The sequence below is a fragment of the Pseudomonas syringae group sp. 247E2 genome, assembly GCF_032587795.1.
Lineage (GTDB): Bacteria > Pseudomonadota > Gammaproteobacteria > Pseudomonadales > Pseudomonadaceae > Aquipseudomonas > Aquipseudomonas amygdali.
Map to the genome: position 1 here is coordinate 122,018 of NZ_JAWHPK010000025.1, position 15,490 is coordinate 137,507.

Annotated in this window: 4 protein-coding genes; 3 read left to right on the forward strand and 1 reads right to left on the reverse strand. The window is 62.6% G+C overall.

The window, feature by feature from the left end:
- Positions 1-115: 115 nt before the first annotated feature.
- Positions 116-640, forward strand: coding sequence for an SgcJ/EcaC family oxidoreductase (locus tag RYC18_RS20990; protein WP_002552912.1), 525 nt, complete (start codon positions 116-118; stop codon positions 638-640).
- A gap of 72 nt (positions 641-712) precedes the next feature.
- Here RYC18_RS20990 and RYC18_RS20995 read toward each other — a convergent pair whose 3' ends face one another.
- On the reverse strand, positions 713-1,249 hold the full coding sequence (locus tag RYC18_RS20995) for an RNA polymerase factor sigma-70 (RefSeq protein ID WP_002552913.1): 537 nt from the start codon (positions 1,247-1,249) through the stop codon (positions 713-715).
- A 316-nt stretch (positions 1,250-1,565) separates the two neighbouring features.
- Between RYC18_RS20995 and RYC18_RS21000 the strand changes: the two genes are divergently transcribed.
- Both RYC18_RS21000 and RYC18_RS21005 read left to right on the forward strand, forming a co-directional pair.
- Complete coding sequence (locus RYC18_RS21000) at positions 1,566-2,324, forward strand: thioesterase II family protein (RefSeq protein ID WP_005746812.1); 759 nt, start codon at positions 1,566-1,568, stop codon at positions 2,322-2,324.
- A 96-nt stretch (positions 2,325-2,420) separates the two neighbouring features.
- Positions 2,421-15,431 (forward strand): non-ribosomal peptide synthetase, encoded by a 13,011-nt coding sequence (locus RYC18_RS21005; protein ID WP_316886699.1) that lies wholly within the window; start codon positions 2,421-2,423, stop codon positions 15,429-15,431.
- The last annotated feature ends 59 nt before the right edge of the window (positions 15,432-15,490 follow it).

The window sequence follows — 15,490 nt, forward strand, 5'->3', positions numbered from 1 at the left end:
CTATCTGCCGATTGGCATACACAGTTAACCCCGGTTGGCCGATGGCGCGCAGTGGCGGGGAGGGCAAAGTGGCACTCACTGAATCCCTGAACAGATACCCCGTAGGAGAGTAGCGATGAAAACTAAATTGACCGCCCTGGCCCTGTTGCTGGCTGTGAGTGCACCGATGGTTCAGGCTGCTGCCGAGCCGTCCGGCTACACCTACCGCATGGTGGCCGAGACGCCAAGCAATGTGAATGACAAGGAAATCGCCGGTCTGTTTGACCGTTGGAACAAGGCCCTGCAGACCGGTAACTCGAAGACAGTCGCCTCGTTGTATGCGCAGGACGCAGTCTTGCAGCCTACGGTCTCCAACAAGGTACGTGCTACTCCGGCAGAGATCACCGACTACTTCGATCACTTCCTGGCGCTTAAACCGGTTGGCGAGATCAACTACCGTGAGATTCGTCGTCTGGGGCCTGATGCCGCTGCGGACAACGGTGTCTACACCTTCACTCTGACGGCTGCAGACGGCAAGAAAACCAAGGTACAGGCGCGTTATTCGTTCCTTTACCACCGCATCGGCAACGAGTGGAAGATTCTCAACCACCACTCTTCGGCCATGCCGGAAGTACAGCCTGAATATCAGGTCAGCCGCTGATCGACTGTCTATTCAAGGCAGAAACAAAAAATCCGGAGCCAGTGCTCCGGATTTTTTTGTCTTTCTGAATTATCACGCTTCAGCGTTGGCACCGTTGACCTTGCGACAATGAACAAGCGCATCGCGGATCATGAAGTTGACCAGCGTCGGCGACACGCCCAGTTCCTTGGCGATGTCCTTTTGTGGCACGCCGTGCAGACGGTACATCTCGAACGCGTAGCGCGTGCGGGGCGGCAGTTCGGTCAGGGCGTCGGCAATTTTCTCCAGGCTGGAGAAGTTGATGTGCGAGGTTTCCGGCGATGCACCCTGAATGACCACATTCAGCCCCTCGGCCTCGGGGCCGGTGTATTTCTGTTCCAGCGCCTGTTTGCGGTAATGATCGATGGCCAGATTGCGCACGATCTGAAACAGGTAACTGAGCTGGGCCTTGAAAGTCAGCGTGGCTTGAGGTGCCGAGCGCAGTCTGAAAAAGGCGTCCTGCACTACGTCCTCGGCCCGGGACCGGCAACCCACGATGCGCGCCGCGATTTTGACCAGCAGCAAGTAGTTGTCGACGAATGCCTGGAGTAATGGTGAGTCGCACTTACTTGTGATTACGTGTTCCGTCATGGAATTCACCTTGCTGCTTGAACAATTGAGGGGGAGGGCTGCAGGAGGGGCAGCGCCGTCACATGGGGCAACAAATTAGCCTTAATGATAATTATTGTCAAATGCGAAAGCCAATCAGCGCACTTTAACAGTGCGGCCTCGTCAGGTGCGCTCTCGCGACGCGCATCTCCACTAATTATTTGCAGACGCCATCCGTTCTCATTGGTGACAGGCCCGACCACGGTTGCGGCCAGGGAATACCTCAGGAGAACCCCATGCGCTTCGATCACGCGCAACGCCGCTTTCACATCCGCGCCAACAGACGGACGGTTCAGATATGAGTACGTCCGTGAGCCTGACGCTGTTCTGCCTGCCTTTTTCTGGCGCCAGTGCGATGTTCTACAGCCCCTGGCGGCGCAAATTGCCGGAGTGGCTGAACGTACGGCCTCTGGAGCTTCCCGGCCGCGGCATGCGTATGGACGAGGCGTTGCAGACCGATATCGTGCAACTGGCCAACCGTCTGGCCGACGAAATCAGCGCCGAGCTGGACAAGCCCTATGCGTTGTTTGGCCACAGTCTGGGCGGGCTGCTGGCCTTTGAGCTGGCGCACGCCTTGCGCGAGCGCGGTCTGCCCGCACCGCTGGCGCTGTTCGCATCAGCGACTGCCGGTCCGGTGCGCCGCGATGTCAGCGAATACGTCGCCGCCAAGACCGATGCGCAACTGATCGATCGGCTGCGCACGCTCAAGGGCACCAGCGAAAACGTCATCGCCAATCAGGAGCTCATGCAGTTGATGCTGCCGATCCTGCGCGCCGATTTTCTGCTCTGCGGCAGCTTTGTGTATGGCGTGCGCGAGCCACTCAGCGTGCCGATCCATGTATTTGGCGGCAAGCAGGACAGCATCAGCGTCGAGGAACTGCTCGACTGGCAGGAAGAGACCCGCACCGGATTCTCTTTGGACATGTTCGAGGGCCATCACTTTTATCTGGTCGACGAGCAAACACAGCTGCTCCGTCTGCTGCGGCGCTATTGCGAACAGCACCTGGCCCGCTGGCGCAACAGCACCTCACGGCAAATGAACCGGGCCGCCGGTTGACCCTGTTTGCCTCGCGCGCGGCCTCTCTGCAGGGCGCGTGTCTTTTTTTGAAATTCAGATCTTATCTGGCACGCCGAATCTAGCAGGAACTCCATCATGGATGCGTTTGAACTCCCCGACACTCTGGCCCAGGCTCTTCAGCGTCGCGCCTTGCACACGCCGGATCGGCTGGCGCTGCGTTTCCTCACCGACGAGAAAGACCAGGGACTGGTGTTGACCTACCGTGACCTGGACCTGCGCGCGCGGACCATCGCCGCTGCGCTGCAACGTCAGGCCGTGCCGGGTGATCGGGCAATTCTGCTGTTTCACAGTGGGCCGGACTATGTCGCTGCGTTTTTCGGCTGCCTGTACGCCGGGGTCATTGCGGTGCCGGCTTACCCGCCGGAATCCAATCGTCGTCATCATCAGGAACGGCTGCTGTCGATCATCGCCGATGCCGAGCCACGGCTGGTACTGACCGGTTCCGACCTGCAGCCCGCCTTGCTGCAGATGGATGAGCTGGCTGCTGCCGATGCCCCGCAACTGCTCTGCGTCGATACGCTGGACAGTGCGTCTGCCGACAATTGGCAGGGGCCACAATTGCAGGCCGACGACATCGCGTTCCTGCAATACACCTCGGGCTCGACCGCCTTGCCCAAGGGCGTGCAGGTCAGCCATGGCAACCTGGTTGCCAACGAACTGTTGATTCGTCATGGCTTCGGCATCGACGTCAATCCGGACGACGTGATCGTCAGCTGGCTGCCGCTGTACCACGACATGGGTCTGATCGGCGGCTTGTTGCAGCCGATTTTCAGCGGCGTTCCGTGCATCCTGATGGCCCCGGCTTACTTCCTCACGCGGCCATTGCGCTGGCTGGAAGCTATCAGCGAATACGGCGGCACCATCAGCGGCGGGCCCGACTTTGCCTACCAGCTGTGCAGCGCGCGGGTCAGTGATTCGGCGCTGGTGCAGCTCGACCTGAGTCGCTGGCGCGTGGCGTATTCCGGCTCCGAGCCTATCCGCGAAGACAGCCTGAATGCGTTTGCCGAGAAGTTCGCCAGTTGCGGCTTCACGCCTGACAGCTTCATGGCCTCCTATGGGCTGGCCGAAGCCACGCTATATGTAGCGGGTGGCAAACGCGGCAAAGGCATTCCTTCGCTGCGTTTGAATGCGCAGGCGCTGGCGCGCAATGTGGCAGAGTTGGGCGACGGTCAGCCAGTCATGAGCTGCGGCACCGGCCAGCCGGGGCATGGCGTATTGATTGCCGACCCCGCCACACTGCAAGTACTGGACGAAAACCGTATCGGCGAAGTGTGGGCCAGCGGGCCGAGCATCGCCCACGGTTACTGGCGCAACCCTGAAGCCACCGCCAAGGCGTTCGTCCGGCATGACGGCCAGACCTGGCTGCGTACCGGCGACCTGGGCTTTCAGCGGCATGGCGAGTTGTACATCACCGGTCGTTTGAAAGACATGCTGATCGTCCGTGGCCACAACCTGTACCCGCAGGACATCGAGAAAGTCGTCGAGCGCGAGGTCGATGTGGTGCGCAAAGGCCGTATTGCGGCATTTGCGGTCAATCAGGACGGTAGCGAAGGCATTGGGATCGCTGCCGAAGTGAGCCGCAGCGTGCAGAAAATACTGTCCGCCGAGGCGCTGATCAAGATCATTCGCCAAGCCGTTGCCGAGGCGTTTCAGGAGGCGCCGAGCGTTGTGGTGCTGCTCAATCCGGGCGCTCTGCCCAAAACTTCCAGTGGCAAGTTGCAACGTTCGGCCTGCCGCACGCGTCTGGCCGATGGCAGCCTGGACAGCTACGCGGTGTTTCCCGCGAACGATACGACGCTTCAAAACCGGACCCTGAGCACAGGATCGGACCTGCAAGCGCAGATCGCCAGCGTCTGGTGCGAGCATTTGCAGTGTGAGCAGGTCAGCGTCGACGATCATTTCTTTCTGCTGGGCGGCAACTCCATCGTCGCCACCCAAGTGGTGGCAAGGTTGCGTGAAACACTGGGCATCGACCTGAACCTGCGCCTGCTGTTCGAAGCGCCGACGCTGGCCGCCTTTGCGGCGCAGATCGAAGCGCTTCAAATCGCCGCATCGCAAGGCGACAGCCAGACGCAGAACGCTATCGTCCGCCTGCCGGGCAACGAGCATCTGCCACAATCGCTGGCACAGAACCGCCTGTGGTTCCTTTGGCAACTTGACCCGCAAAGCAGCGCCTACAACATTCCCGGTGGTCTGTACCTGCGTGGCGAACTGGACACCACGGCGTTGCGTACCAGCTTCCAGCGCCTGATCGAGCGCCATGAATCGCTGCGCACGCGCTTCTATGAGCATGACGGTGTCGCCCTGCAGCGCATCGACGCGCCCGGTGAGTTCCATTTCGACACTCTGGATATCAGCGACCTGCCGAGCGACGAACGCCAGACGCGTGCGCTGGCGATCCGCGAAGAGCAGGCGCGTCTGCCATTCGATCTGCAAAACGGCCCGTTGCTGCGCGTTACGCTGCTGCGACTGGACGAGGAAGAGCATCAGTTGCTGGTCACGCTGCACCACATCATTGCCGATGGCTGGTCGCTGAATGTGCTGATCGACGAATTCTCGCGGCTCTATGCGTCGGCTGTTCAGGGGCAGCCACTGGAACTGGCACCTCTGCCACTGCGTTACGCCGACTATGGCCAATGGCAGCGCGAATGGCTGGCAAACGGCGAGGCCGAGCGCCAGCTCGACTACTGGAAGCAGCAACTGGGCGATGAGCAGCCAACCCTGGAATTGAGCACTGATCGTCCGCGCTCGGCACATCAGCAGCACAGCGCTTCGCGTTACAGCCTGCGCCTGAGTGCCGAGCTGAGCGCCGCCGTACGCAACACCGCGCAAGCCTGGCAATCAACGTCGTTCATGCTCTTGCTGGCGGGCTTCCAGGCCTTGTTGCATCGCTACAGCGGGCAGACCGACATTCGCATCGGCGTGCCCGGTGCCAACCGTCCTCGTCATGAAACCCAGGGCCTGATCGGCTTCTTCATCAACACCCTGGTGCTGCGTGCGCAACTCGATCCGCGCCTGCCGTTTTCCACACTGCTGGCCCAGACCCGCCAGGCCGCGCTGGACGCTCAGGCGCATCAGGACGTGCCGTTCGAGCAACTGGTCGAAGCGTTTCCGCAGGCCCGCGAACACGGGCTGTTTCAAGTCATGTTCAACCACCAGCAACGCGACCTCGGCGCACTGCGTCGTCTGCCGGGGCTGCTCGCCGAAGAACTGCCGTGGCACAGCCGCGAGGCCAAGTTCGACCTGCAACTGCACAGCGAGGAAGACCGTAACGGTCGCCTCAATCTGTCCTTCGACTACGCCGACGAGCTGTTCGAGCGCAACACCATCGTGCGTCTGGCGCGGCACTACGTTCAGTTGCTGACCCAGGTCAGTCAGCAGGCGCAGGTTGCGCTGGGCGACGTGCAATTACTTGGCGCTGACGAGCTGGCCGAACAGGCGCAGTGGAGCGCTGCCGCCTGCACGCCTGCACACATCTGGCTGCCTGAAATGCTGGAGCGTCAGGCGCTGCAAACCCCGGAACGCATCGCGCTGGTGTGGGAGGGCGGCAGCCTTGATTTCGCCAGCCTGCATGCCCAGGCCAACCGTCTGGCGCATTACCTGCGCGACAAGGGCGTCGGCCCGGACGTCAAGGTGGCAATCGCCGCCGAGCGTTCGCCGCAACTGTTGATCGGTCTGTTGGCAATCCTCAAGGCCGGGGGCGCCTACGTGCCGCTGGACCCGGATTACCCGATTGAACGACTGGCCTACATGCTGCAAGACAGCGGTGTTGAGCTGCTGTTGACCCAGAGCCATCTGCTCGGCGACCTGCCGAGCGCAGACGGGGTCTGCACGGTTGCGATGGACATGCTGCACCTGGACAGCTGGCCGGTCAGCGCGCCGGGCCTGCATTTGAGCGGCGACAATCTCGCGTACGTGATTTACACCTCCGGCTCCACCGGTCAGCCCAAAGGCGTCGGCAACACCCACGCGGCACTGGCCGAGCGCCTGCAATGGATGCAGGACACTTATGGGCTGGATGAAAGCGACGTGCTGATGCAGAAGGCACCGATCAGCTTTGACGTGTCGGTCTGGGAATGCTTCTGGCCGCTGATTACCGGTTGCCGCCTGCTACTGGCAGGCCCCGGCGAACACCGCGACCCGCATCGCATCGCGCAACTGGTCAACGAGCACGGTGTGACCACGCTGCACTTTGTGCCGCCCCTGTTGCAGCTGTTTGTCGACGAGCCGCTGGCGCAGCAATGCACCAGCCTGCGTCGCCTGTTCTCTGGCGGCGAAGCGTTGCCGAGCGAACTGCGCAACCGGGTGCTGGAGCATCTGCCGGGCGTACAACTGCACAACCGTTATGGCCCGACCGAAACTGCAATCAACGTCACCCATTGGCAATGTCAGGTTAGCGACGGCCTGCGTTCACCGATTGGTCGTCCGCTGGGTAACGTGCTGTGCCGGGTGCTGGACAGCGAGCTCAACCCGCTGCCGCGTGGGGTTGCCGGGGAACTGTGCATCGGTGGCATCGGCTTGGCGCGTGGCTACCTGAATCGTCCGGGCCTGACCGCCGAGCGCTTTATCGCCGATCCGCTGGGCCAGCCGGGTGAGCGCTTGTACCGCACCGGCGACCTGGTGCGCTGGGCCGCTGACGGTGCGCTGGAATACCTTGGGCGTCTGGATCAGCAGGTCAAACTGCGTGGCTTCCGCGTCGAACCGCAGGAGATCGAAGCCCGTCTGCTGGCCCAGCCGGGTGTTGGTCATGCTGCCGTGCTGGTGCGCGAAACCGCTGCGGGCCCGCAACTGATCGGTTACTACACCGCCGAAGCCGGGCAGGACGCTCAGGCCGAGCGCATCAAATCGGCGCTGGCTCTGGAACTTCCGGATTACATGGTCCCGGCGCAGCTGGTGCGCCTCGACAGCATGCCGCTGAGCCCGAGTGGCAAGCTGGATCGACGCGCCTTGCCCGAGCCTCAATGGCAGACTCGCGAGCATGTCGAGCCGCAAACCGACCTGCAAAAGCAGATCGCCGCTGTCTGGCGCCAAGTGCTGGGCGTGCCGCGCGTCGGCCTGCGCGACGACTTTTTCGAGCTGGGTGGGCACTCGTTGCTGGCCACGCAGATCATTTCCCGGGTGCGTCAGGCCTGCGATATCGATTTGCCGTTGCGTGCGCTGTTCGAAGCCAGCGAGCTGGGCGCGTTTGTCGAACAGGTTCAAGCCATTCAGCTGTCAGGCGAACGCAGCAGCCTGCAACCGATTGCCCGTGTCGACCGCAGTCAACCGGTGCCGCTGTCCTATTCGCAACAGCGCATGTGGTTCCTCTGGCAGATGGAACCGGACAGCCCGGCGTACAACGTCGGCGGCATGGCACGCCTGAACGGCGTGCTCGATATCGAACGTTTCGAAGCCGCGCTGCAAGCCTTGATCCTGCGCCACGAAACCCTGCGCACCACCTTCCCGAGCGTCAACGGCGTAGCATGCCAGAAGGTCAGCGAACAGACCGGCCTGCGCGTGCAATGGCAGGATTACTCGGCCCTGCCTGCCGAGCTTCGTCAGCAGCGCCTTCAGGCACTGGCCGACAGCGAGGCGCATCAGCCTTTTGATCTGGAGACCGGTCCGCTGTTGCGTGCCTGTCTGGTCAAGGCGGCTGATCTTGAGCATTACTTCGTTCTGACCCTGCACCACATCGTCACCGAAGGCTGGGCGATGGACATTTTCGCTCGCGAACTGGGCCTGCTCTACGAAGCATTTCTGCAAGGCAAGCCGTCGCCGCTGGAACCGCTGGCGGTGCAATATCTGGATTACAGTGTCTGGCAGCGTCAGTGGATGGAGGCGGGCGAGCGCCAGCGCCAGCTGGATTACTGGACCGCGCAGTTGGGTAACGAGCATCCGCTGCTGGAACTGCCCGCTGACCGGCCACGCCCAGCGGTACAAAGTCACCAGGGCGAACTGTACCGTTTCGACCTGAATCCCGAACTGGCCGCCAAAGTCCGCGCGTTCAACGCCCGCAATGGCTTGACCCTGTTCATGACCATGACCGCCACACTGGCGGTGCTGCTCTACCGTTACAACGGCCAGAATGACCTGCGCATCGGTGCGCCGGTGGCCAACCGCATCCGTCCGGAAAGCGAAGGGCTGATCGGCGCGTTCCTCAACACCCAGGTGCTGCGCGTGCAGCTTGACGGGCAAATGAGCGTTGCGCAGCTGTTCGAACAGGTTCGTCACACCGTCATTGAAGGCCAGTCGCATCAGGACCTGCCGTTCGATCATCTGGTCGAAGCCCTGCAACCGCCACGCAGCGCGGCCTACAACCCGCTGTTCCAGGTGATGTGCAACGTGCAGCGCTGGGAATTCCAGCAAAGTCGCGAGCTGGCGGGCATGACCGTTGACTATCTGGTCAACGATGCGCGTGCCACCAAATTCGACCTCAACCTGGAGGTCACTGAGCTGGATCACCGCTTGGGTTGCTGCCTGACCTACAGCACCGATCTGTTCGACGAGCCGCGCATCGCGCAGATGGCCGAGCACTGGCTGAACCTGCTACAAGCACTGCTCGCCGACCCGCAACAGCGCCTGAGTGAACTGCCGCTGTTGCAGGACGACGAGCGTCAGCAACTGCTCGACAGCCTCGGCGTCGAAGCCGGCGAACAACGACTTGATCAGTGCATTCACAGCCTGTTCGCCGAGCAGGCCCGGCTGCGCGCAGATGCGCCTGCGTTGACCTTTGCCGGGGAAACCCTGAGCTACGCCGAGCTGGACGCCCGCGCCAATCAACTGGCCGGAATGCTGCGCCAGCGCGGCGTCGGCCCGCAGGTTCGCGTCGGCCTGGCGCTGCCGCGTTCGCTGGATATGGTTGTCGGCCTGCTGGCGATCCTCAAGGCCGGTGGTGCCTACGTGCCACTGGACCCGGAATATCCGTTGGAACGCCTGCACTACATGATCGAAGACAGCGGCGTCGGCCTGCTGTTGAGCGACCGTGCGCTGTTTGCCGCGCTGGGCGAGCTGCCTGCCGGTGTGGCCCGCTGGTGCCTGGAAGACGATCAGCCGCTGCTGGCGTCTTTCTCAACCGATGAACTGCCGTTTATCAGCCTGCCGCAGCATCAGGCGTACCTGATTTACACCTCCGGCTCTACCGGCAAGCCCAAGGGCGTGGTGGTGTCCCACGGTGAAATCGCCATGCATTGTCAGGCGGTGATTCGTCGCTTCGACATGCAGCCCGATGACTGCGAACTGCATTTCTATTCGATCAACTTCGATGCCGCCACTGAGCGTCTGCTGGTGCCGCTGCTCAGTGGTGCGCGCGTGGTATTGCGCGCCCAAGGCCAGTGGGACGCCGAAGAAATCTGCACGCTGATTCGCCAGCAGCAGGTCAATATTCTCGGCTTCACCCCCAGCTATGGCAGCCAGTTGGCGCAGTGGCTGGCCACTCAAGGCCAGACCTTGCCGGTGCGCATGTGCATCACCGGCGGTGAAGCGCTGACCGGTGAACACTTGCAGCGTATTCGCGCAGTCTTCCAGCCGGAACTATTGTTCAACGCCTATGGCCCGACCGAAACCGTGGTCATGCCGTTGGCCAGCCTGGCCCCGCAGCAATTGGAAGAGGGCGAAGCCAGCGTACCGATCGGTCGTGTGGTCGGGGCGCGGGTTGCCTATATTCTCGACGCCGATCTGGCCCTGGTGCCACAGGGCGCGAGCGGCGAACTCTATATCGGCGGTGCCGGTCTGGCGCAGGGCTACCATCAGCGCCCCGGCATGAGCGCCGAGCGCTTCGTGGCCGACCCGTTTGCCAGCAACGGCGGGCGTCTGTATCGAACCGGCGACCTGGTGCGCCAGCGCGCCGATGGGCTGGTGGAATATCTGGGGCGTATCGACCATCAGGTGAAGATTCGTGGCTTCCGTATCGAACTGGGGGAAATCGAAACCCGTTTGCTGGAACACGAGGCCATCCGCGAAGCCGTGGTGCTGGCGCTGGACACGCCGTCGGGCAAGCAACTGGCGGGTTATCTGGTCAGTGATGTGGCCGGGCAGGGCGACGAGCAGCAGACGCAATTGCGTGAATCGCTCAAGTCGCACCTCAAGGCGCAACTGCCGGATTACATGGTGCCAACTCACCTGATTCTGCTCGACAGCATGCCGCTGACCGCCAACGGTAAGCTCGATCGACGCGCATTGCCTGCACCGGACCCGGAACTCAATCGTCAGCATTACGTAGCCCCGGCCAGTGAACTGGAGCAACAGCTGGCAGCGATCTGGTGTGCGGTGCTGAACGTGGAGAAAGTCGGCCTCAACGACAACTTCTTCGAACTGGGCGGCGATTCGATCCTGTCGATTCAGGTGGTCAGCCGGGCGCGTCAGGTGGGTATTCATTTCAGCCCGCGTGATCTGTTCCAGCACCAGACCGTGCAGACCCTGGCCGCCGTGGCGACCGCCAGCGAACTGATTCAGGCCGAACAGGGCCTACTGCAAGGCGCATCCGCGCTGACGCCGATCCAGCACTGGTTCTTCGACACGCCGATCCCCGAGCGTCAGCACTGGAACCAGTCGCTGGTGCTGGAGCCGCTCACTGCACTCGACCCGCGTCTGCTGGAGCAGGCATTGCGGGCGCTGCGCGAACAGCATGACGCACTGCGCCTGAGCTTCACCGGGCAAAACGGCAAATGGCAGGCCGAGCACCGCGCCGTCACCGCCGAAACCCTGTTAATACAGGCGCAGGTCGCCGACATGGCCGAATGTGCCGCGCTGTACGCCGACACCCAGCGCAGCCTCAACCTGCAAAACGGCCCGCTGTTGCGCGCCTTGCTGGTCGATGGTCCGCAGGGTCAGCAACGTCTGCTGATGGTCATTCACCACCTGGTGGTCGATGGCGTTTCGTGGCGGGTGCTGCTCGACGATTTGCAAACGGCCTATCGACAGTTGAGCGAAGCAACGCCAGTGCGCTTTGCCGCCAAGACCAGTGCGTTCCGTGACTGGGCCGCACGTTTGCAGGCCTACGCGGGTAACGAATCGTTACGTGAAGAGCTGCACGTGTGGCAGCGTCAGCTTGGCGGTCCTGTGGCGCAGTTGCCGTGCCACAACCCGCAGGGCGGCCAGCAGAATCGTCATGCGCAAACCGTCAGCGTGCGGCTGGATGCCGAACGTACCCGACAACTGCTGCAACAGGCACCCAGCGCATACCGCACTCAGGTCAACGACCTGCTGCTGACGGCGCTGGCGCAAGTGGTCTGCCGCTGGAGCGGGCAACCATCGACGCTGGTCCAGCTGGAAGGACACGGCCGCGAAACCCTGTTTGACGACATCGACCTGACCCGCACGGTCGGCTGGTTCACCAGCGCTTATCCGCTGCGCCTCACGCCAGCAGTGGCTGGCGATGCAGCGCCGGGGGAGTCGATCAAGGCGATCAAGGAGCAGCTGCGTCAGGTGCCGCACAAAGGCCTGGGCTATGGCGTGCTGCGCTATCTGGCCGACAGTGCCAGCAAAGCCGCCATGCAGGCGCTGCCGGTGGCACCGATCACCTTCAACTACCTCGGTCAGTTCGACCAGAGCTTCGCCAGCGATGCGTTGTTCCGTCCGCTGGAAGAGTCAGCGGGCGCGGCCCACGATCCGCATGCGCCGCTGCCCAACGAGCTGAGCATCGACAGCCAGGTGTATGGCGGCGAACTGCTGCTGCGCTGGACTTTCAGTGCCGAGCGTTATCAACCCGCCGCCATCGAAGCGCTGGCGCAGGATTACCTGGCCCGGTTGCAGGCGCTGATTGCCCATTGCCTGAGCGATGGCAGCGGTGGCCTGACGCCTTCGGACTTCCCGCTGGCCGATCTGGATCAGGCGCAACTCGACGCACTGCCGGTCGCTGCGACGCACATCGAGGACGTCTACCCGCTGACACCAATGCAGGAGGGCATGCTGCTGCACACCCTGCTGGAACCGGGCACCGGCCTGTATTACATGCAGGACCGCTATCGCATCAACAGCGCGCTCGACCCGGAGCGTTTTGCCCAGGCCTGGCAGGCGGTGATCGCCCGTCATGAAGCGCTGCGCGCCTCGTTCTGCTGGGACATCGGCGAAACCATGCTGCAGGTCATCCACAAGCCGGGTAGCACGCCGATTGATTATCTGGACTGGCGTGACGTACCGGAGGACCAGCAGGAGCCGCGTTTGCAGGCCTTGCTCAAGTCCGAGCGCGAGGCCGGTTTCAACCTGCTCGATCAGCCGCCGTTCCACCTGCGCCTGATTCGCGTCGATGAAGCGCGCTACTGGTTCATGATGAGCAACCACCACATCCTCATCGATGCCTGGTGCCGTTCGCTGCTGATGAACGACTTCTTCGATATCTACACTGCGCTGGGCGAAGGTCGTGAAGCACAACTGACGCCTGCCCCGCGTTATCGCGACTACATCGGCTGGCTGCAGCGCCGTGGCCTGGCGCAGGCGCGTGACTGGTGGCAAGACAACCTGCGCGGCTTCGAACGGCCGACGCCGATCCCCAGCGACCGGCCGTTCCTGCGTGAACATGCGGGCGACAGCGGCGGCATGGTCGTGGGCGATTGCTATACCCGCCTTGATGAACGCGACGGCGCACGACTGCGCGAGCTGGCGCAGCAGCATCAACTGACCGTCAACACCTTTGCCCAGGCAGCATGGGCCTTGACCCTACGGCGCATGAGCGGTGATCGCGACGTGGTGTTCGGCGTCACGGTGGCCGGTCGTCCGGTGGAACTGCCGCAAATGCAGCGCACCGTTGGGCTGTTCATCAACACCATCGCGCTGCGCGTCGGCATGCCCGGCGACGATCAGCGTTGCAGCGTGCGCCAGTGGCTGAGTCAGTTGCTGGACAGCAACATGCAACTGCGCGAGTACGAATACCTGCCGCTGGTGACTATTCAGGAAAACAGCGAACTGCCCAAAGGCCAGCCGCTGTTCGACAGCTTGTTCGTGTTCGAGAACGCACCGGTGGAAGTTTCGGTGCTCGACCGTGCGCAAAGCCTCAACGCCACGTCGGATTCCGGTCGCACCCACACCAACTATCCGCTGACGGCCGTCTGCTATCCGGGTGATGATCTGGGCCTGCATCTGTCTTACGACCAGCGTTATTTCGATGAGTCCACCGTGCAGAACATGCTCGGCGAGTTCAAGCGTCTGCTGCTGGCGCTGATCGAGGGCTTCCACGGCGACATGAGCGAACTGGCACTGGTCAGCGAGCAGGAACGCACGTTCCTGATCGAGGGCTGCAACCAGAGCGAGCACGCGTACCCGCTGGATAAAAGCTATGTCGAACTGTTCGAAGCACAGGTCGTGGAGCATCCCGAGCGCATTGCGGTCAGTTGCCTGGATCGCCAGCTCAGTTATGCCGAGCTGAATATTGCCAGCAACCGTCTGGGCCATGCCCTGATCGAGGCCGGTGTCAGTTTCGATCAGCCGGTTGCCTTGCTCTCCGAGCGTGGCGTTGAACTGCCGGGCATGATCATCGGCAGCTTCAAGGCCGGTGGCGGTTACCTGCCGCTGGACCCGGCGCTGCCCGATTCGCGACTGAGCGGCATCATCGGCCAGAGCGGCACGCCGCTGCTGGTGTGCAGCGCGCAATGTCTGGAACAGGGCAGGGCGCTACTTGAAGCGCTGCCCGAGTCCACTCGTCCGCAGTTGCTGGTCTGGGAAACTGTGCAGCAGAGCGAATCAGCGCAGCACAACCCCGGCCGCTACAGCGCACCGGAAAACCTCGCTTACGTGATTTTCACCTCCGGCTCCACCGGGCTGCCGAAGGGCGTGATGGTCGAGCAGCGCGGCATGCTCAACAACCAGTTGAGCAAGGTGCCGTACCTGAGCCTGAGCGAAAGAGATGTCATCGCCCAGACCGCTTCGCAGAGTTTCGACATCTCGGTCTGGCAGTTCCTCGCTGCGCCGCTGTTTGGCGCGCGGGTGGACATTGTGCCGAACGACATCGCCCGCGACCCGCAGGCCTTGTTGGCGCATGTGCAGGCCCAGCGCATCAGCGTGCTGGAAAGCGTGCCGTCGCTGATAACCGGCCTGCTCGCCGAGCAGCAGGCAACGCTCGACAGCCTGCGCTGGATGCTGCCTACCGGCGAAGCCATGCCGCCCGAGCTGGCCAGCCAGTGGCTGCAACGCTACCCGCAGATTGGGCTGGTAAATGCCTATGGCCCGGCTGAGTGTTCCGACGACGTGGCGTTCTTCCGCGTTGATGCAGCGTCCACACGCAGCGCTTATCTGCCGATCGGTTCGCCGACCGACAACAACCGCCTGTACCTGCTCGACGAAGCGCTGGACCTCGTGCCGCTGGGCGCAGTGGGTGAGCTGTGCGTGGCCGGGGCCGGAGTCGGCCGTGGTTACGTCGCTGATCCCTCGCGCAGCGTGCCGGTGTTCGTGCCGCATCCGTTCGGTGCACCGGGCGAGCGTCTATACCGCACCGGTGACTTGGCGCGGCGGCGCAAGGACGGCGTGCTGGAGTACGTCGGCAGGGTCGATCACCAAGTGAAGATTCGCGGTTATCGTATCGAGCTGGGCGAAATCGAAACCCGCTTGCTGGAGCATTCGGCGATCCGCGAGACGGTGGTACTGGACGTCGACGGTCCGCTGGGCAAAGTGCTGGCGGCCTATCTGGTGCCAAGCGCTGCCACGCAGGATCCCGATGCGCTACGAGACGAGCTGAAAAACCATCTCAAAGCCAGCCTGCCGGACTACATGGTACCTGCGCATCTGGTGATTCTGGGGGCCATGCCGCTGACGCCGAACGGCAAGCTTGACCGCAAGGCCTTGCCTGCGCCGGACGTCAGTCAGGCGCAGCAGGAATACCTCGCGCCGCAGACCGAGATGGAGCAGCAACTGGCGACCATCTGGGCCGATGTGCTCAAGGTCGAGCGGGTGGGCATTACCGACAACTTCTTCGAGTTGGGAGGGCACTCGCTGCTCGCTACCCAGGTCGTCACCCGTGCGCAGAAGCTGTTGCAGCGCAACGTGCCATTGCGGGCGATGTTCGAATTCAACACCGTTCAGGCGTTGGCCGAGCATCTGCAAAGCCTTGGCGGAGCGCAGGTTGACGAGCAGAAATTCGACCGTCTGGCGGACTTGATGGCGGAACTGGAAGGGCTCTGATCGGCCTCTCGTCGGCGCGCTGGCGTTGCGGATAAAAAACTCGTTACCGGGTGTAAATC